Here is a 19,780-nt window from a genome sequence, read left to right as displayed (position 1 = left end):
CCGAGAGGCGCCTTCACGGGGTCTCGTCCGATACGGGCTTCGGCGAGTGACGGTCAAGAAGCGCGAGCAATTTCTCCGAATCCACCCGACCTTCCCGAGCGATGAGTCGGGCAGCGCGATCGCAGATCTCTTGCAACGGATGTCCCGCGTGTCCTCGCATCCACGTCCATATCACCTCATGGGGCTTGGCCGCGCGCTCCAAACGATCCCAAAAAGCGAGGTTGGCCTGCCGTTTGTAAATCCCCCGCATCGTGCGAACCACGTATTGGGAATCCGTGATGAGACGCACGCGCGCGGGTTGAGCGAGCGCTTCCAGACCTAGGCAGGCGGCGACGATCTCCGCTTGCTGATTGGTCGCCGCGCCGAGATACTCCCCGTAGATCGCCATCTCCGCACCTCGTTTCACAATCGCTGCGGCCGCCGCGCGGCGCTCTCCCGAAGACAACCGCTGACTACTCCCGTCGCAGACGATGAGGACATCGGCACGGTCCTCCTCGCGATCGGGAAACGGAAGAAGCGACTGCTGAAATTCCCGCGGCGCTGCTCTCGAGCGCTCGGACGTGGGGGGGACATTCGATTCCTCGCCGAAGCCACAGAGGGGACTTTCGCTGTCGAGAGCCAGCAAATCGGCGGGCGTATCAACGTCGGCGAGCGGCCTGGCCGAGGGGATCTTCTGCTCGTGCACGCGCGCGCGATACTTCTCGATCAGAACGCGTCCCCCGACATCTCCCGACAGCGCCATCAGCTCCGGGAACAGTTCGGCGGAGAAGATCACGGGACTTCCGCGCACCCCCTCGTGCACGGGATAGCAGATGAGCGGACGATGCGCGGCGAAAGCGTCAATGAGCGCGTTCAACATGGACGGCGTCAGCAATGGTTGATCGCACGTCAGAAACATCGCTGCCTCGGCGCCCGGCTCGAGCGCGCGCAACCCGCGACGAATGGAACTGGCCTGCCCTTCCTCATACTCGGCATTGAAGACGATGCGAAGACGCGGATCGCGAAGAAGCGATGCGAGCGCTCGACGAACGTCATGAGCGGCATAGCCAAGAACGACGATGACGTGCCGCAGCCGCGAGGCCAAAGCCGTCTCCGCAACATGTGCGACAAGCGGTTTCCCTCGCCATTCCGCAAGCTGCTTCGGACGTCCGAACCGTCGCGAGAGCCCTGCGGCTAAGAGAATGCCATCAATCACCATGCCGCGAATCCACGATTTAGGAGTTTCCCTCCACCCGCGGCGGAATTCGGCACCTGCCTATGCGAAGCGCACGTGAGCATTCACCGCCCGCGCTTATATCCGTAGAGCCATCGAACCGTTCGACCGCTCGTGTTCCGCACCGAATGGCGCGTCCGACGAGGAATGAACCATTCATCCCCGGGCTCAAGTTGCGCGACCTCGCCCTCCCACTCTACCTCAATGGGAGCATCGAGCGGCGTGACCAATTCGTCCACGCTATGGACGAAATCCTCCCATCGCTGACCAGGCGGATCCACCCACACGTCGCACGAAAAGCCTCGCGCGTCCCAATCTCGCGCGATTTCCTCCTGACTTTTTCCATACCACTTTCCGCGCTCAATGTGCATAGGCTTCCTCTCCCCGACCTCTCAGACACTTCCCACTATCATGACTTCCTTCGTCCGAGATCCGCCGCCTGAGCAGCGCTTAAGGCTGAAGCACGGACAAGCAGAGAGCTTCCAGGTCAATCCCGATGCTCATAACTCCCGCAGCACGAGAGCGGGCGCTTGCCGAGCCGCTCGTCGCGCTGGGAGCATCCCTCCCAACGCTCCGACGAGCGTGGCGAACACCAGACCAGTGAGCATCAACGCGGGCGTCACGCGGAAGGCGAAGATGATCTCGCTGAACGTCTCCCAATTGGCCGTTCCCGTCGTGAGCCCATGTACGGGAAGCGCGAGAGCGCTCCCGATTGCCCCTCCGATCAACCCCAGCAGCGCCGACTCGACGAGAAAAGCGATCCCGATCTGTCTCCGGCGGAATCCGAGCGCGCGAAGCGTCGCGATCTCGCGCGCCCGAAACGCGACGGCCGCATCCATCGTATTCATCGCAGCGAAGCCCGCCCCAACTCCCAGTACGAGCACGAGAAACATCCCCAAAGCGCGAATTGGTCCGGCGACGCGCGTTTGCTCCCGGTAGTATTCCATCTCCGGTTGCGCGAGCAGCGGATATCGTCGCTCTTGTTCGATTCGCTCGATCAGCGTTTTCAACGCTGCCTCATCCGTGGCTTTCAAGAGAAACGAGGAATAGCCGGGCCGATTATAATCGCTCGCCAATTGGTTCACGTCCACCCAGATCTCCGAATCGAAGGCCGTATTCCCGGCTTCGAAAAGCCCCACCACGCGCCACGAGCCTTTGCCAAATCGCACCTCATCGCCTAATCCCAGATTTTGAAATCGCTCGGAGAGCCGACGAGCGACGATGGCCTCGCGCAGTCCGGGACGAAACATTCGCCCCTCGACGATTCGCACGCGCGGCCGCAGCGCCAGGCTCTCCGGTGAGAGCCCCCGCACCGTCACGTTCACCCCTTGCGTCTCGCCACGCCTGGGTAAATTGATGATGACGGCAAGCTCAGCCGAAGCGAGCGGTTCTCCCCGAGAATCTCGCGCGATGCCCGGCAGGTATCGAACCATGGGCCAGATGTCGCGCGGGATGAAACTCGATCCTTCGGAGTCCGAGCCGCGACGACGAACAAGGACATGTTGCGGCTCTCCTGTCGTCCCCAGAGCCGTCTCCAACCCTTCGGCCAACGCCATGACGCCCACGAAGATCGCCGTCGTCAGCGCGATCCCCAGCACGGTCAACGCCGTGCTTCCCCAGCGTACCAATAGGCTGCGCACATTGTATTTCAGCAGCATAGTCCGTCACCTCTCATCCCACGAACCGCAAGCCCTCGAGGACGCTCTTTCGCGCGGCGAGATAGGCCGGGATCCCCGCCGCGATCCCCCCCACGAGGATCGCGGCAACCATCCCCGCCGCGAGCGTCGTCCATGAGATCACCACCTGCTGGAAGAACCCTTGTGAGAAGGCGGCCAGATCCATGGAGGCCCATGTCAGGCGCGCCCACACGCTTCCGATCGCTCCCCCCACGAACGTCAAAAGCATCCCCTCGGCCGTGAGCAATCCCACGATCGTGCTTCGCCGAAAGCCCAAAGCCTTCAGCACGGCGATCTCACGCGTCCGCTCGCGCACGGACATCGCGATCGTATTGCCCGTCACCAGCAGCAGCGTGATGAGGATAACCGTGCTGATCGTCGCCACGAGCAACTTCACGTTCCCCAACATCGAGATGAAGATGAGCGTGAACGCTTGCTCGGTCTCCGTCTTCGTCGGCGCGTCCGTATTCTGGAAGAGCGCATCTACGGCCTCACTCACCCGTGGGGCAGACTCCGCCGAATCCACGCGAATCCAATAGGCCCCGGCGAACCCCTCAAGCCCCCATTCGCGCTTCACGCCCTCTTCGAGGTAGGCATGGTGGAAGTAGACTGAGCCCTCCTGATTCGGCGTGCTCTCGAAGATGCCGCGCACCGTCAGCTCCAAATCCACGGGGAAGATGACCCCCTTGAGCGTGATTCGATCGCCGAGCTTCCACCCGTGCTTCTCCGCCTTGCGCCGACCGACGAGAATCCCTCGGCGATCTTGCTGAAATGCCTGTTTCTGCTCGGGAGGGATCCGAATGTCCGTGTAGACGTCGAAAAACGTCTGCGGATCGCAGGCGAACTGCGCAAAGTCCGTCTGGGCGCGATCGCGATAGATGCCACCGAACCATGTCAGCGGCGTGACGGCGACAACGCCAGGGACTTGCTCGATGAGCGCTCGATGGCGAGCCGGTAGAAAGTTCGTCAGCGAGACCGCATGACGGGTGAGCAGGCGCACGGGGCTCGCCTCTTCGAGATTACGATCAATCTCCTGAACGAAACCGATGAGGGTCATCAACGCGAAGAACGCGAGCGCGACACTCCCCATCGTGAGCAGAGCGCGCCGACGATGACGCATCCCATTTTTCCAGATGAAGCGTCCGTATCCCATCGGCCCTCCCCTTATGCGCGAACTTCCTGGACCTCATCGGGCGCGAGCAAAACACCCTTATCCAAATGGCGCACGACCTTCGCGTACCGCATCGCTCGCGCATCGTGTGTGACGAGCAGGATGGTCTTCCGAAGCCGTTCGTTCAGCTCCCGAAGTAGGGCGAGCACATTCTCGGCCGAATACGCATCGAGATTCCCCGTCGGCTCATCGGCCAAGATGAGCGTCGGATCGGTCACGATCGCTCGCGCAATGGCCACGCGCTGCTCCTCACCACCCGAGAGTTGCCGCGGATAGTGATCCGCGCGATCGGCCAAGCCCACGAGCTTCAAGGCTGTCATGACATGCTCGCGCCGTTCTCGTCGAGAAAGCCGCGTCAGTAAAAGCGGCAGCTCCACATTCTCAAACGCTGTGAGGACGGGAATGAGATTGAACGTTTGGAAGACGAAGCCAATGTGCCGATTGCGCCATGCTGACAGTTCATCCTCGCCCATCCGATGCACCTCGAGCCCCCCTACGCGCACGGTCCCCGATGTCGGCTTGTCGAATCCAGCGATGAGATTGAGCAGCGTTGTCTTCCCCGAACCGGATGGCCCCATGAGGGCGAGAAAAGCTCCGGCTTCGACCTCCAGCGTGACGTCGCGCAGCGCCGGGATCTCGACATGATCCCGCCGGAAAATTTTCGTGACGCCCTCAAGCTGTACGATCGCCGCACTCATCGTTCCCTCCACGTCGTTTTTCTTTTGAAGGCGATTCGATGATCACGGGCGGACGTTGACGCGATCCCCCTCGTTGAGTTTCTCCCAACCGCGGGCGATCACCCGTTCGCCGCCCTGCAGGCCGTTGAGGATCTCTCGGTACCCTCCTTCTTCCCGGCCCGCTGTGACCGATTGCAAAACAGCCCGCCCATCGCGGACTACGAAAATCAAAGTGCGCCCATCCCGCACGAAGACGGCGCTCTGCGGCACGAGCACGACTGAACGCGTCGTGCGCCCATCCGTCCCTTTCTCGTAGAACGTGACCTTCGCGCTCATATCCGGTCGCAGGTACTCGTCAGGATCGAGCACTTTCACCTTCACCCTGATCGTCGCTTTCTGACGATCGGCGATGGGCGCGATATATTCGACGACGCCTCGATACCGGCGCTGCGGATACGCGTCGGGGACGATCTGCGCCGACTGTCCGAGTTCCACTCGAGCGATGTCCGCTTCGCTCACATCCAGTTCGACCTGCAAGTCCCTCAAATCAGCCAAGGACACGAGCGCTTGCTTCGCCCCCCGATCCGAGGTGAAGCCAATGGTCACCATCTCCCCCACGTCCACGTACCGATCGAGGACGGTCCCGCTAATGGGCGCGCGGATGAGCGTATGCTCCAGTTGTGCGCGCGCCAGCCGCACAGCAGCCTCCGCCTGCTGGACTTCAGCTCGCGCGAGCGCGACGTGCTCCGGACGAGGTCCAATTCGCACAAGCTCATAACTCTCCTGAGCAGCGCGATGAGCGGCGCGCGCCATCTCATATCGCGCGCGGGCATCGTCGAGGGCTTGTCGCTCGACGACACCGCGTTCGGCCAATTGCTGCAGGCGCCGCCAGTTCAGCTCGGCGTTCCGCAACTCGGCCTCAGTACGCGCCACTTCCGCTTGCGCGCGCTCGATCTCCTGAGGACGAGACCCCGCCTCTAGCTCCGCCAAACGAGCCCGTGCCGCAGCCAGGGCGGCTTCCGCTCGTTGCAGCTCGGCGCGGATCTCCGAATCCTCGAGCTGCGCGATCACTTGCCCTTCCCGGACGAAATCCCCTTCTCTCACGAACAATGCGATCACGCGCCCGATGATCTTCGATCCGACCTCGACCTGATGACGCGCGATGACGTAGCCGCCCGCTGTGAGGACCGCGCGCTCCCCCCTATCGTCCCGACGCACGGCTTCGGCAACGACTACTTCCTCGACCTCCCGTCCCGCTCTCCAACGCAGAAAAGCGAACCCACTCAACCCAAGCGCTATGATCAATCCCACTCCTCCCCAGATCCACATCCGAGGCCGAGTACGCGCTGTCCCTTCTTGCTCCCGATCAATCCGCAGGGCGCGCAGGTCTTCCTCTCTGATGCGCGGAGGCCGATCTTCCATCACTCAACTCCTCTCGCCATCATGCTGGAAACCGGTGATCATGAAGAGCACCTTTGGCACTCTGCTTGACGCCGAATCCGAACCCGCCCGAATGCTGGATCATCTCAACACACCGTCCATCCTCGGCTTCCCATGCATCTTCTCCCCACGCATTTTATCAACCGCTTTCACACCTGAGCAAGACATCTTACGACACGCCTCCTGCAACTGTTCCCTCCGAATTCCAATCGCGTGCGCCAGCACTTCGACAGAGGGAAATCCACGCGCCCGCGGCTCTCCGCTTGACAAAGTCAGGAATACCCATTACCTTGCTTGGCAATGAATATCCGGTCAATCGAAAAGCGGCGGAGAACACTATGCGATGCCGGTTCGTGCTGCGCACGTGCGCTCTCGTGGTGTTGTTCCTCGGCCTTCTCGATCGCGGATGGGGACAGACCCCGACAGGCGCCGTTCAAGGTCTGGTGACGGATGAGCGTCGAGGTGTCATCCAACGAGCCGTAGTGATGCTCCTCAATCGAGCCACCGGCGAGGTGCGCCGAACCGAGAGCCAAGACGATGGGATCTATCGTTTCGACCACCTCCCGCCGGGCGAATATGAGCTGACGGTCGAAGCCCCAGGATTCGCGCCGACTGTGCGGCGACTTCTGGTTCGCGTGGGGACGACGACCTCGGCCGATGTCACGCTGCGCGTCGGCTCCCCAAGCGAGACGGTGGAGATCACCGCCGAACCCTCCTTACTCGATCGCGTCAGCTATAAGGTGGATGGCGTCATCACGCGCGAGAAGATCGAGGCCTTGCCCCTCAATGGTCGAAACTTCTTGCAGCTGGCGATGCTGGAGCCGGGCGTCTCGGTGACGATCTCAAATCCCGGGCAAGCGAACAACTTCTTCAACGTCTCCATTGGCGGCGCGCAAGCCGCCTTGACGCGCCTGACGGTGGACGGCGGTAACATCGTAGACCCCATCACCGGAGGCGCCGCGCAGAACTTCTCAACTGAGACGATCCAAGAGTTTCAAATCTCCACCTTCAACTTCGATCTCTCGACTGGCATCACCTCGGTCGGCGCCATCAACATCGTCTCCCGCTCGGGAAGCAACGATTGGCATGGCAGCGGCTTTCTCTTCTATCGCGATCGGTACTTGGCGGCCTATCCCGTTCTCGTGCGCGACTCGCAGAATCCGAATCCCTTCTTCCGTCGCGCGCAATATGGCGGCTCACTCGGAGGTCCGATCCGCCGGAATCGCGCCTTTCTCTTCGGGAACGTAGAGTGGTTGACGCAAGATGCGGCGCTCTCGATCGTCCATACGGGATGGGAGGGCTTCCGTCATTTCAACACGGTCGCGCAAAGCCCCTATGACGGCACGGTCGCGACCGTACGCACGGACTTTCGATGGAACGATCGGCACACGCTGTTTCTTCGCTACAGTCGAGATGACAATCGAACGTTCGCGCCTGACGATGCGAATACGCTTCCCTCGAACTGGCGCGTCAATCATAACGACGATGACAACGCGCAGCTCGGATTGGTGAGCATTCTGCGATCCAACGTGCTCAATGATCTGCGCTTCAACTACCACCGGATTCGGAATCGCAATCGCCTCCCGACGGCGCAGGAATGCCCGCCCGCGCAACTCGGATGCTTGGGTTTGGGCGGACCACAAGTGCGCGTGGACGGCAGCAACCTTCGCTTCGGCAACAGCTTCAATGCGCCCCAGGATCGCTTCATTGATCGCTTCCAAACGAGCGACAATCTCTATTGGCAACGCGGACGCCACCGTCTACAAGTGGGGGGCGAATGGGAGTATCTCAATGGACGTGGACGATGGGCATTTTTGGAACCCGCACTTGTAGTGCTGCACGATCCGCGGAACGTACATCTCGTCAATCAACTGGTCGCCCAAATCCCTCTGCCGCCGGCCGTGCGCAGCGCGCTCACGATCCCCCTACCTCCTGTTTTCGCACGATCGGACATCAGGCCGACGCTCGCGGAGATCTTACAATTGCCGTTTGCGGTCGCGTTCGTCGGCTTGGGCGACCCCTCGCAACCTCCACCGTTTCGCGCCAAGAGCGCTCGGCGCAACCATCGGCTCCGCTTCTACGGGCAAGACGCCTGGACGCTCCGGCGTACGTTCACGCTCACCTTTGGCCTCTCCTACCAGTACGAGACGAATCTGCTCAATCACGATCTGCCTAAGCCCCCGCTGCTCGCCCCGATCATCGGCCGACTCGATCCTCCCGGGAAGGACAAAAACAATCTCGCGCCAGCGCTCGGCTTCGCCTGGGACATAAATGGACAAGGCCGAACCGTGCTGCGCGGTGGCTTTGGGATCTATTACGACACAGTCCTCTTCGTCACGCGCTTGACCGAACGCGGGATCATCGGGCCTTTGGGCACCGGACGCGTGCCGCTCAGCAGTTCTTTCTTCCGCAATCCTTTCGCCTTTCCACAAATTCCCGGACTTCTGCCCCCGCTTAATCAGATCAATCCACCGCTTGGAACGCCTTTGCAATTCACTTCGATCCCGACGAAGTTCACGGGCGCACAATTCCTTCAAGCGTTGTCTCAACAGATTCCCGACCTCGAACGCCGGTTCCAAGAGCTGGGACGTTTGGGAGTGACCGCGTTGGACTTCTTCAAGACGGGCTCGGATCTGCTCGATCCCAATCTGGAAGTCGCCTACGCCGAGCATGCCAATGTGGGGATCAGACGCGAGCTGCCGTATCAGATGCAGTTGGCCGCTGACGTCGTTCTGCGGCTCCGTCGTCACACGCTCTTTCAAACGGATCGCAATCTCTACAATCGCGCCGAGGCGCGCGGCGGCGCAGTGATCCCTCGCTGTCTGGGCGCACACGCGACCGATCCTTCGGTCCTCTGTTCGAACGGGCCGATCAGCCTCTATCAGAGCAGCGGGCGCGAACGCTATCTGGCGCTCCTCACGAAGCTCGAGAAGAGGTTCTCGCACCGGCATCAGTTCACGGTCTCCTACGCCCTCTCCAGCCTCACCGGCTATTTCCCCACCGAAGACCTGACCGATTGGTTCGCCCACCGCGGGCCGCTCGATCGCGATGCTCGGCATCGGCTCACGGTGAGCGCCATCGTGGATCTCCCATGGGGAATGCGCGCGTCGCTCATCGCCGTGTATGCGAGTGCTCCACCGTTCAATGCGCGGGTGCGCGGCAATCTTGATCTCAATGGGGATGGGACCTTCGGCGATACGCTGCCCGGATTGACGATCAATACGCTCGGCCGCGGCACGGGTCGCGCCGAGCTGCGCCAACTCGTCGAACGCTTCAATCGCGAATTCGCGGGACGCGAAGACGCGCATGGAGCCATCATTCCTCCGCTGGTGCTCCCGCCCCGCTTCGCCTTCGGCGATTCTTTTCACTCGCATGACGTGCGCTTGGCCAAGACGTTTCGGCTTCGCGAGCGCTACGCCGTGGAAGTGCTCGTCGAAGTCTTCAACCTCTTCAACATCTCTAACCTGGGCGGGTTCACGCCCACGCTCGACGCTGGACAGTTTGGCCCCAACGGCGAGATTCTCCCCCCGACCATCTTCAATTTCGGCCAACCCACGCTTAAGGCCGGGCACTACTTCGGCACAGGTGGCCCCCGCGCCTTTCAACTCGGCCTTCGCGTGAGCTTCTAGTGTGGTCCGGCCGGAAGGACCTCGAACAAATTCCCGGCTTGACAACGCGAATGAGTTCGGGTATTTAACGAGAGGCCATGCGATGCCGAATGCAGCTTTCGATGCTCGTTCGAGTCGGGAGGTGTCCGATGAGGCGATGGTTCACGATCGCAGTGTGCATGCTCGCAACGGCTCTGGCTCCGTTCAACGCGCTCTCGGCGCAAGAGGTGTTCTGGCAAGCGACGAGCGGTCCGGCCACTTATCCTGTTCAAGCGCTTGCGATCAGTCCCGATGGCTTGATCTTCGCGGGTACCGATGGCGGAGGCATCTTCCGATCCCAGGATGGCGGCAGAACGTGGGTTCAGACCAATCAGGGTTTGACTCATCCCTATGTCAGCTCCCTGGTGATTGACCCGGAGGGCCGAATTTTCGCCGGAACGGGGAGTCTCTCGGTGGGAGGCAGCGGCGTCTTTCGCTCCGACGATCGAGGCGAGACCTGGACGGCCATGAACGCGGGCTTGCGCAATCCGCATATCGTGTGCCTGGCTCTGGATCGCACTAGCGGCATCCTCTATGCAGGGACGTGGGACCAGCCGAGAAATCCAGGGGGCGTCTTCCGTTCGACCGATGGCGGGCGAACTTGGACGCGCGCGAGCAATGGGTTGAAAAACCCATATGTCCTCTCTCTCGCCGTGGCTCCTAATGGAGATCTTTACGCTGGGACTGGGGCGCTTCGGCTCTTCGGGACCTTCGGGGGCAGCGTCTTTCGATCCACGGACCAAGGAGCGAGCTGGACGGAGATCGGCACAGGGATGGATGACGCCCCGGTAACCGCTCTCCTGGTGACCTCACAAGGCCAAGTGTTCGCCGGGACATTTAACGGCGACTTCTATCGGCTACTGGGGCGCAGTTGGGTTCGCTACTTTCAATTCAACGCGATAATCTTCTCCTTGATCGCGAACGAGCAAGGACATCTCTTCGCGGCCACCTACGGCGCCGGTGTCTTTCGCTCGACCGACGGGGGACGAACATGGACGGCGGTGAATACGGGTTTGACCGACCCCAATGTCATCTCGCTCGCTCGGAAACCAGACAACGGGGTACTTTTTGCCGGGACCTCCACCGGTGGTGTCTTCCGCAGCGTGGCCTCCACTCTGGAGCGCTAGGCTCAAGCTAAGTCATTTGCAAACAATCTCATGCCGAGTGAGGGGGGCCTCCGAAAAAGGCTTTGACAGAGGCCGAGGAGTTCTGCTACATTATTTGGCTTGAACGTGGGGAAAACCGAGGTGAGGGTGAATGGAAATTGAGCAAAATCTCGACCGAGCAAACGACCCAAACCTATGGAATTGAAAACTGGGGCGCAGGTTACTTCGGGATCAATAAATTGGGCCATCTCACGGTCCGACCCACAAGAAATGGGGCCCAGGCGGCTGATGTCAAAGCCATCGTCGACCACCTCATCTCCCGCTGTCGGTTGAAGCCTCCGCTGTTGCTGCGATTCCCACAGATCCTCGCCAATCAGATCCGTGAATTGCATCAAGCCTTTGCTCAAGCCATCCGCGAGTTCGATTATCGCGGCGCCCATCAGGCCGTCTATCCCATGAAGGTGAACCCACGGCGCGATGTCGTGGAGGCCTTCCTGCACGAAGGCAGCAAATACAACTATGGCTTGGAGGTGGGAACGAAGGCGGAGCTGTACGCCGCCCTGGCCTTGGAGCAACCGCCGGAGTCATTGCTCGTCTGCAACGGCTTCAAGGATGATGCCTTCCTCGAGATGGCGTTTCTGGCCAGCCGGATCGGCAAGCAGACGTTCGTCGTCATCGAGAAGTTGAATGAGCTGGCGAGCTTTTTGCACCTGGCGGCGCAATCCTCGCGCTGGCCGCGCTTGGGCGTTCGCGTCAAGCTTTATTCGCGCGGCAGCGGTCGCTGGGAGAAATCCGGCGGCGAGACGGCCAAATTTGGTCTGACGACCACCGAGACGCTAGAGGTCATCAAGCAGCTTCGGGAACACCGGCTCTTGGACACGCTGAAGATGCTCCATTGCCACATCGGGTCGCAAATCACCGACATCCGTCGCATCAAAAACGCCATTCGCGAGGCCGCCCGCGTCTATGCGAAGATGCGAAAGATGGGCGTGGACCTTCAGTATCTCAACGTCGGTGGTGGCATCGGCGTGGATTACGACGGGAGCCACTCTTCGTTTGAGTCCTCGGCCAACTATACGATGCAGGAGTTCGCCAACGACGTCGTTTACACGATCTCCAGCATCTGCGCCGATGAGAACGTCCCGGAGCCCATCATCGTCACCGAATCCGGGCGCATCCTGACGGCCTACCATGCCATGGTCGTCGTCAACGTGCAAGACGAGATCGAGACCGTGATTGATGAGATCGCTCCCACGGATGTGGACGAAGACGATCCGCAAGTCGTGCTGGAGTTGCGCGATCTGCGCGATCACATCACCTCGAAGAATTATCGCGAGTACTATCACGACGCCTTGGAACACAAGGACGAGCTGGTGACGCTCTTCAACCTCGGCTACATTGATCTCGAAGATCGCGCCAAAGGCGAAGTCCTCTTCTGGCAAATTCTGGAGCGCGTCGAACACTTCGCCCGCCAGTCGAAGGCCTTCCGGGAGGAGAGCGAAGAGCTGCAGAAGCTGCTGGCCGCCAAATATCTCTGTAACTTCTCAGTCTTTCGCACCGTCCCCGATGCTTGGGCTCTCGATCACCTCTTCCCGATCATGCCGATCCATAAGCTGAATGAGCCGCCGACGGAAGCGGCGACGCTTGTGGACCTGACCTGCGACTCCGATGGCATCATTGATAAGTTCGTGGATGTGAAGGACGTCAAAGAGGTGCTCGAGGTCCATCCCTTCACGCACGAGCCGTACTATCTGGCCATCCTCCTGGTCGGCGCTTATCAAGAGGCCATGGGGAATTTCCACAACCTTCTGGGGACGCTCAACGAAGCCCATATCCTCATTGACGAGGATGGGGGCTTTCATGTCCAGAAGATCATCCCCGGCCAACATCTGGACGAGGTGCTTGCCCTCGCCCGCTATGATCGCGCCTTCTTGCAGGAAGGCTTTCAACGAAATCTCGCTCGGGCCATCAAGCGGGGGCAGATAGCCGATCACGAGGAGGCCGATCTTCACCAGCGATATCGCGCATACGCGCAAAAATACACCTATCTGGAATGAACGGCTATGATGGTCATTCGCAAGACCAAGAGCACGAAATTCCTGACGACGCCCACGCGTCCGATCCAGATTGATCGGGATCGGTCTGTTGCGGGTCTGCTCGATAAAATGGAGGGCATCTCCTTCCAAGGGCGGAACCTCGCCCTAGCGCGCAACATTTGGAAGAAGATGCTCGCCGATCATGCGACGATCCTCATGGGGCTCGCCGGATGGGCCGTTCCGGCAGGCATGCGGCGTCTGGTGGCCTACTTGATTAAGAATCGCTTCATTGATGTTCTGGTCACGACGGGCACCAACCTCTTCCATGACTTACATGAGACGCTCGGACGGCATCACTACATCGGCAGTCCGAACTTGGATGATGCGGAGCTCCAAGAAGCGCTCGTTGATCGGATGTACGACACCCTGGCCAGCGAGGTCGAATTTCGCGAGGCCGACGAATGGATCGGTAACTTCATCGCACAATTGGACTTGAGTCGCCCCTATTCGACGCGCGAGTTCTTCTATCTGCTGGGGCGCGAGCTGGCGGAGATCGCCACGGAAGATGGCATTCTGACCTCAGCCTATAAGGCGAAGGTCCCGATCTTCTGTCCGGCCATAGCCGATTCCTCCATCGCCGTGGGGTTGGCCGTCAGCCGAGTTGAACGGAAGACCGCCTTTCAGTTCGACATTGTGCAAGACGTGGTGGAGATCGCACAGATCGTGAGCCGAGCGCCGAAGACGGGCATCATCTGCTTCGACGGTGGCAGCCCGAAGCAGTTCCTGGAACAAGCCGAGACGACGGCCGCGATGCTCAAAGCGAATGCCCGCGGCCATCACTACGCCATTCAGGTCATCACCGATCCGCCGTACTTCGGGACGGTCTCCGGCTCGACCTTCGAGGAGGCGCAGAGTTGGGGCGCCATCGCCAAAGGCGCGCAGACCGTCACCGTCTACTGTGACACAACGATCGCCATGCCGCTGCTGGTGACGGCGCTGGCGCAGGGTGCGATCCGAGAGACGAAAGTCCGCCGCCGTCCCACTTTCATCATGGGGCGCGAGCTGCGCATCAATTACCCGTGAGCGGCCTTAGTCATGTCCGCCCGCTGCACCCGGCGAGAGGACGATGAGCATCCCAGAACTCTGGTTTAACTTCGGCGGCGTGCCCGACGAGCACGCGGCGTGGGAGACGGCGCGCATCCTCATCTGGCCCGTGCCGTTTGAGGCGACGACCACGTTTCTGAAAGGCACGGCGCTCGGCCCCCATGCCATCATCGAAGCCTCGCGCCATCTGGAGCTGTATGACGAAGAGTTGGAGGCTGAGATCTATCGTCTCGGCATCCACACGCTCCCTCCGGCCCCGGTCAATGCGCCCATTGAGGAGGTCATGGAGCGGCTCTTTCACGAGGCGCGCCGACTGCTCGCGACGGGGAAATTCCTCTGCGCCCTCGGCGGCGAACACTCGATCACCAGTCCCATCGTTCGCGCCGTCGCCGAACGCTATCCTGATCTGACTGTGCTGCAGATTGACGCGCACGCGGATCTGCGCGATCAGTATGATGGCACTCCGTATAGTCATGCTTCGGTCGCCGCGCGCCTGGTCGAGATCTGTCCCGTCGTGCAAGTCGGCGTCCGCGCTCTCTCGCTCGAGGAAGCGCGCGCTCGACGACAGCTCCCCGTCACGACGTTCTTCGCCAAAGACCTTCACGATCCTCGCGAATGGATCCCTCAAGTCATCGCTGCCCTGAGCCCTCACGTTTATCTGACCATTGACGTGGACGGCTTGGATCCCTCGCTCATTCCCGCCACGGGGACGCCGGAACCCGGCGGTCTCTCCTGGACCGAGACCCTGCAACTGATTCGTCAAACGGCCGAGCACCGCACCATCGTTGGCATGGATGTCACTGAACTCTGCCCCATGTCCGGACACGAAGCCTCGAATTTCATCGTGGCGAAACTCGTCTACAAAACGCTCGGTTATATCTTCCACCGTGATCTCCCGCGCGAGAGTCTGTGAGCTCGGAACGATCCCAAGCTCTGGAGAAGCCTATGGGTGATGGCCTCAAATTCGGAGACGCGGTCTTGCTCTACTCGCCCGATCGCAAGACCTATCTGATCTCCCTCACCGAAGGAGGGAAACTCGGGACGCACGCTGGAGAGATTCGTCACGCTGACGTCGTGGGGAAGCGCTACGGCGAGGTCGTGCACAGCTCGGCAGGCCGACCCTTCGTTGTGTTGGAACCCGTTCTCGAGGATCGAATGATGAAAGTCCGGCGGCTGACGCAGATCATCTATCCGAAGGACGCGGGCCTGATCTTGGTGAAGACCGGCCTGGGTTCCGGCATGCGCGTCATTGAATGTGGCGTCGGCTCCGGAGCGGCGACGCTCTGCCTGGCGACGGCTGTCGCCCCGACGGGGAAAGTCTATGCCTACGATCGCGAGGTGCGATTCTTGGAGATCGCGCGTGAGAATGTCGAGCGCGCTGGGCTCGCGCACCTGGTCGAGTTCAAAGTGCGAGACGTCACTGAAGGCTTCGACGAAGAGGACGTGGACGTCGTGCTGCTTGATCTTCCCTCTCCATGGGAAGGAGTGCCCGCAGCCCGGCGAGCACTGCGCGGCGGTGGACGCTTGGCCTCGATCTCTCCAACCTTCAACCAAGTTGAACGCATGGTCGCTACACTGGAAGCCGAGGGCTTTGTGATGATCGAGACCGTCGAAGTCCTCCTTCGACATCTGCTCGTGCGTTCCGGCAAGACCCGTCCATTCGAGCGCATGATCGGGCACACGGGCTTCCTCGTCTTCGCCCGACGCGCCCTGCACGCCATAGAGACCTCGCCCGAGGAAGCGCTGGAGGTCGAGATTCCCTGATCCCCCTTGACGACGTCTGCGGGATTGGGTTTAATTTTCCCTAGCATCGAAAAATCATTCTCAGGAGAGGCGAGACATTGTCGGCGAGGGATGAAACGATCAAGGCGAGGATGGCGCAGTTCGTCGAGCACTGCCGCGCGCGCGGATTGAGCGTGACGCCGCAACGGTTGGCGATCTATCATGCACTCATCACGTCCTCGCAGCATCCGAGCGCCGAGGACATCTACCGACGCATCCGACGCCAATACCCGACGATCTCCCTGGCAACTGTCTACAAGACCCTGGAGACGCTCGAACACGAGGGATTCATCTCGAAGGTGACCCCATTACATGAGACGGCGCGCTACGATGCCAATCGCGCGCGTCACCATCACCTCATTTGCGTTCGCTGTCACGCCATTGAGGACTTCTCCGCCGAAGCGCTCGAGCATTTGTCACTCCCTCAAGAAGCCACCAGGTCGTGGCGCGTCCTCGAATATACGGTGCAAGTCCTCGGCATCTGCCGCGAGTGTCAGCAGAAAGAGCGCGCCTCCTAGCTCCCTCCACCGACGAAGTGCACGATCTCCAACCGATCTCCGTCTCGAATCTCGACGCTCGTCCACTGCGCGCGAGGGACGACTTCGCGATTTCGCTCGACAGCCACCCGCTCCGGGTTCACGCCCAGATACTCGATGAGCCTCGCAATAGTGAGCCCGTCGGGAATCTCCCGCTCCTCTCCATTCAGGACGACGCGCATCGGCGCCCCTCCCCTCAACTTCTCTCACCCAAGATCTGTTTGATCATCCACTCGCACAAGCTCGGATTCTCGTTCCAGGTGAAGATGTAGCGGATGCGCCCCGTGCGATCAATGATCGCGATCGTCGGGACCCACGTCACATGATACGTGTCGAAGCTTCGCTGTCCATCATCAATGGCCGTCCCATAGGGCAATTCTCGAAGGCGCTTGAACTCAGCCAAGAACCGTTCCTCTTCTTCCCGAGACGCGCGTCCGACCTCGCGACCATTGAAGCCATAGTATCGAGTCACAGCGAGGACCTTCAAGCCCTCCTTCTCATAGCGCGCGGCCCAGGTGCGCAGATGCGGGATCAGCCCGCGACAATCCGGACACCAAGCCGCCCAAAATTCCAATGCGACGACGCGTCCGCGCAGATCGGCCAATCGTACGGGCGCTTCCTCAATCCATTTCGCGACGGCGATCTCCGGCGCCGATTTGCCGATCAACTCAAGTTGCGCGAGCGTGCTCTCGATCTGCGAGATCGTGCGCGCGAGCATTTGCAGCGCTTCGCCCTGGGCCCACGGCAGTTGCCGTTGGAGCTCTTCCTTCAATCGTGAGAGCAGCGTGCGACTCTCAGCGTGCTTTCCCAAAGCGGCATACAGCTCGGCCAGCGCTCGCGCCGCCTTCCAGGTGAGGGGCACGAGTCCGCTCCCGCGCGCGGCCTCATACGCTTTCTCCTGCTCCTGAAGCGCTCGTTCCAACTGTCCAGCCTGCGTGTAGGCGATGGCCAGGCGCATGGCCGCCATCGCCATTACTTCGCGAGCGTTGAACGCCTGTGGCGAAATGGCCGCGCGCTCAGCCTCCGCCTCCGCCAAACGCCCGCTCTCACAATACCTCTCGATGAGAGCGAGCCGCACGCGCTGCCGATCCTCTTCGCTCAGCGTGCGATCGTTCACAAGATCGCGAAAGAGGGCCAACGCGTTTTCGGTGTCATCGGCGAGGTGGTAGAGATAGCCGAGCTGAAACCGTTCCACGCCTTCGAGATTCCTGCCTTTGAGGCGCGCCGCATATTGCCGCGCCAAAGCGCGCGCGCGCTCGCGCATCGCCGCTGCCTCTTTCTCCGCGATATCCGCTCGTCCAGCTTCGCGCAGAAGCTGTTGCACTTCCTCGACGTACTCGGCCACCGAACGCTCTGGCGCCGCTTGCCCGAAGCTTTCGCGCCAGGAACCACTGGCGCCAAGCCCCACGGCGAGCAGAAGCGCACTCCTCCATATCCACTTCACCGAGACGCTCGCTATTTCTCCGCGACGAGTTCGTCCTCTCGTGCCTCCCATCATCGGCATGAGTTTAGCACAAGGAAGCGGGCGCTTGAAGGCGCCGTCCTCCGTGATGATCTTCTTGGAGCGAAGGCCTGACGGGCTCAATCGCAAAAAGAGTGGGGACCCCATCGAGGGGTCCCCACACGGAGGGCGAGGTGGGGGGTTAATTCTTCCGATAGAAGGAGAGGAAGCCCAAACGTCCGCCCGTATTGAGCGGGCCGATTCCGCCCCAAATGATCATCTCCGTTCCGGTCCAAACGGCGGTGTGCCCGCTGCGCGGACTTGGCGCATTGGAGCTGGTGAAACTCGACCAACTGTTCGTGCGTGGATCGTACCGGCCGCCGGAACTTTGCGCACCATTGAGATTGGTTCCACCCCAGACGAGCATTTCGCTTCCCGTCCACACAGCCGTATGTTGACTCCGCTCATCGGGAGCGTTGGCTGTGCTCATAGCCGTCCAACTGTCGCGCGCCGGATCGTAGCGACCGCCCGTGGCGAAGAAGTCGAGATTGTTGATCCCTCCCCAGACGAGCATGAGCGATCCCGTCCAGATGGCCGTGTGATGGCTGCGGGCGCTGGGCGCGTTGGTCGTGCTGATAGGACGCCAGCTATTGGTACGCGGATCATAAGCTCCGCCGGTGTTTGTGCGCGCACCCCCACTGCCGACGCCCCCCCAGATGATCATCTCGCTTCCGGTCCAAACGGCCGTATGACCGCTCCGCGCGCTCGGGGCATTGGTGGTCGAGATCGGAGTCCAAGTATCGGTTGCCGGATTATAACGCGCGCCAGTGTTCAATGGGCCTCGGCTATCGCTTCCGCCCCAGATGATCATCTCTGTGCCCGTCCAGACGGCCGTGTGATTGCTTCGCGCACTGGGAGCATTCGTCGTCGAAATCGGCCGCCATGTATCGGTCGCCGGATTGTATCGTCCGCCCGTGTTCGTGAAGCCTCCAATGATCAACGTGCTCCCCCCCCAGATGAGCATCTCCGTCCCCGTCCAAACGGCGGTATGTCCGCTGCGCCCACTCGGCGCGTTAGTCGTCGAAGTCGAAAACCAAGCTTCGATCGCCGAGCGTCCAATCTCGGAGAATCCGGCGGCGAGAATCCTCTGATCATTCGGTCGTCCCAAGATGATCGCCCCAGCAGGGAGTGTTCCCTCGGTCGAGATGACGACGCGCTCAGACCCAGGCGGCCCGGGCGGTCCCGGAGGTCCAGCCGGACCGATCGGCCCGGGCGGTCCCGGCGGCCCAGTCGGGAAATCCACGACGCTCACGAACGTCGGCTCCACAGACGCGGAGTCGTATCGCGTCGGATCGTTGGGGACAAGGAGTCTCACGCGCGCAAGCCCCACTTCCGCCGAAGTGAAGGCCACGATCTCCGCGCACACGCGATCCTCGGAGCGAAATGGCTTGGATTCGCCCCGATAGTGAAACTCGAGCGCATTGCTCAGGAAATCCACGCGCACGAGCCAATCTTCAGCGCGCAGTTGCTCCGAGCTGCTGTGCATGCGAATGACCTGACCATCGAGGAGCAGGCGCGCGCGGTCAAACAGAACGCGCCACACGTCTCCCTGCTGTAGCCGCGCCGTCGCGCGCGCGTTCGCATTGCTCACGCACACGAGCATATGGACGTCCTCTCCGACCGGGACGAGGTTCGGAACGATCGCCACGCGCGGCGCTAATCGCTCGGCCTCTGCCGCCGCGATCGGACCAGCGCCTCCCTGCAGCGCCACCCACAGGAGAAGGATGAGCGCGAGCATCCCTTTCGGCTCAATAGTCCCGAGACGCTCGCTCATCATGTGCGCCGTGCGGCAAAACGCGCGCTTCGTGCGACAGTCCCATTTCTTCTTCCCCATCGCTTCCTCCTTCGATTCCACCGAGTTCGACTCCTAATGCTGGGCGAAGTGTTGCAC

The 19,780-nt window shown here is 61.1% G+C and carries 16 protein-coding genes; 7 read left to right on the top strand and 9 right to left on the bottom strand.

Going from position 1 to position 19,780, the window contains the following annotated elements:
* Window positions 1-13: 13 nt before the first annotated feature.
* The 6 genes from NZ746_02155 to NZ746_02130 all read right to left on the bottom strand — a co-directional run bounded on the left by NZ746_02155 (window position 14) and on the right by NZ746_02130 (window position 6,159).
* The gene (locus NZ746_02155) at window positions 14-1,198 is read right to left on the bottom strand and encodes an NTP transferase domain-containing protein (GenBank protein MCS6816164.1); all 1,185 of its coding nucleotides are present in this window, start codon (window positions 1,196-1,198) and stop codon (window positions 14-16) included.
* An 80-nt stretch (window positions 1,199-1,278) separates the two neighbouring features.
* Window positions 1,279-1,584, bottom strand: a complete 306-nt coding sequence (locus tag NZ746_02150; GenBank protein ID MCS6816163.1) for a cupin domain-containing protein — start codon at window positions 1,582-1,584, stop codon at window positions 1,279-1,281.
* Window positions 1,585-1,713: 129 nt separating this feature from the next.
* Entirely contained in the window at window positions 1,714-2,871 is a 1,158-nt protein-coding gene (locus NZ746_02145) for an ABC transporter permease (GenBank protein ID MCS6816162.1), read from the bottom strand.
* Between the two features lie 13 nt (window positions 2,872-2,884).
* Window positions 2,885-4,042, bottom strand: a complete 1,158-nt coding sequence (locus NZ746_02140; protein MCS6816161.1) for an ABC transporter permease — start codon at window positions 4,040-4,042, stop codon at window positions 2,885-2,887.
* A gap of 11 nt (window positions 4,043-4,053) precedes the next feature.
* Entirely contained in the window at window positions 4,054-4,758 is a 705-nt protein-coding gene (locus NZ746_02135) for an ABC transporter ATP-binding protein (GenBank protein ID MCS6816160.1), read from the bottom strand.
* A gap of 42 nt (window positions 4,759-4,800) precedes the next feature.
* Window positions 4,801-6,159, bottom strand: a complete 1,359-nt coding sequence (locus NZ746_02130) for an efflux RND transporter periplasmic adaptor subunit (protein ID MCS6816159.1) — start codon at window positions 6,157-6,159, stop codon at window positions 4,801-4,803.
* 356 nt (window positions 6,160-6,515) lie between these two features.
* On the opposite strand from NZ746_02130, the gene NZ746_02125 reads away from it, so the two are divergent.
* The 7 genes from NZ746_02125 to NZ746_02095 all read left to right on the top strand — a co-directional run bounded on the left by NZ746_02125 (window position 6,516) and on the right by NZ746_02095 (window position 16,370).
* Window positions 6,516-9,806 (top strand): TonB-dependent receptor, encoded by a 3,291-nt coding sequence (locus NZ746_02125; GenBank protein MCS6816158.1) that lies wholly within the window; start codon window positions 6,516-6,518, stop codon window positions 9,804-9,806.
* 128 nt (window positions 9,807-9,934) lie between these two features.
* A complete protein-coding gene (locus NZ746_02120; protein ID MCS6816157.1) occupies window positions 9,935-10,951 on the top strand; it encodes a glycoside hydrolase in 1,017 nt (338 codons plus the stop codon).
* Window positions 10,952-11,088: 137 nt separating this feature from the next.
* Window positions 11,089-12,987 (top strand): biosynthetic arginine decarboxylase, encoded by a 1,899-nt coding sequence (gene speA / locus NZ746_02115; GenBank protein ID MCS6816156.1) that lies wholly within the window; start codon window positions 11,089-11,091, stop codon window positions 12,985-12,987.
* Window positions 12,988-12,993: 6 nt separating this feature from the next.
* Window positions 12,994-14,049: a deoxyhypusine synthase family protein gene (locus NZ746_02110; protein ID MCS6816155.1), complete on the top strand. Its 1,056-nt coding sequence runs from the start codon at window positions 12,994-12,996 to the stop codon at window positions 14,047-14,049.
* Window positions 14,050-14,092: 43 nt separating this feature from the next.
* Entirely contained in the window at window positions 14,093-14,983 is an 891-nt protein-coding gene (gene speB, locus NZ746_02105; protein ID MCS6816154.1) for an agmatinase, read from the top strand.
* Window positions 14,984-15,015: 32 nt separating this feature from the next.
* The gene (locus NZ746_02100; protein MCS6816153.1) at window positions 15,016-15,834 is read left to right on the top strand and encodes a tRNA (adenine-N1)-methyltransferase; all 819 of its coding nucleotides are present in this window, start codon (window positions 15,016-15,018) and stop codon (window positions 15,832-15,834) included.
* Window positions 15,835-15,944: 110 nt separating this feature from the next.
* Window positions 15,945-16,370 carry a transcriptional repressor gene (locus NZ746_02095; protein MCS6816152.1) on the top strand — a complete coding sequence of 142 codons (426 nt, stop codon included), beginning with the start codon at window positions 15,945-15,947 and terminating at the stop codon, window positions 16,368-16,370.
* Here NZ746_02095 and thiS read toward each other — a convergent pair.
* The 3 genes from thiS to NZ746_02080 form a co-directional block, all read right to left on the bottom strand.
* A complete protein-coding gene (gene thiS, locus NZ746_02090) occupies window positions 16,367-16,570 on the bottom strand; it encodes a sulfur carrier protein ThiS (protein MCS6816151.1) in 204 nt (67 codons plus the stop codon). The genes NZ746_02095 and thiS overlap by 4 nt on opposite strands.
* A 14-nt stretch (window positions 16,571-16,584) precedes the next feature.
* Window positions 16,585-17,832 (bottom strand): redoxin domain-containing protein, encoded by a 1,248-nt coding sequence (locus NZ746_02085; GenBank protein MCS6816150.1) that lies wholly within the window; start codon window positions 17,830-17,832, stop codon window positions 16,585-16,587.
* A 199-nt stretch (window positions 17,833-18,031) separates the two neighbouring features.
* Complete coding sequence (locus tag NZ746_02080; GenBank protein MCS6816149.1) at window positions 18,032-19,723, bottom strand: hypothetical protein; 1,692 nt, start codon at window positions 19,721-19,723, stop codon at window positions 18,032-18,034.
* Window positions 19,724-19,780 lie beyond the last annotated feature (57 nt).

The organism is Blastocatellia bacterium, from assembly GCA_025055075.1.
GTDB lineage: Bacteria > Acidobacteriota > Blastocatellia > HR10 > HR10 > HR10.
This window is presented reverse-complemented; position numbering and strand designations above follow the sequence as displayed.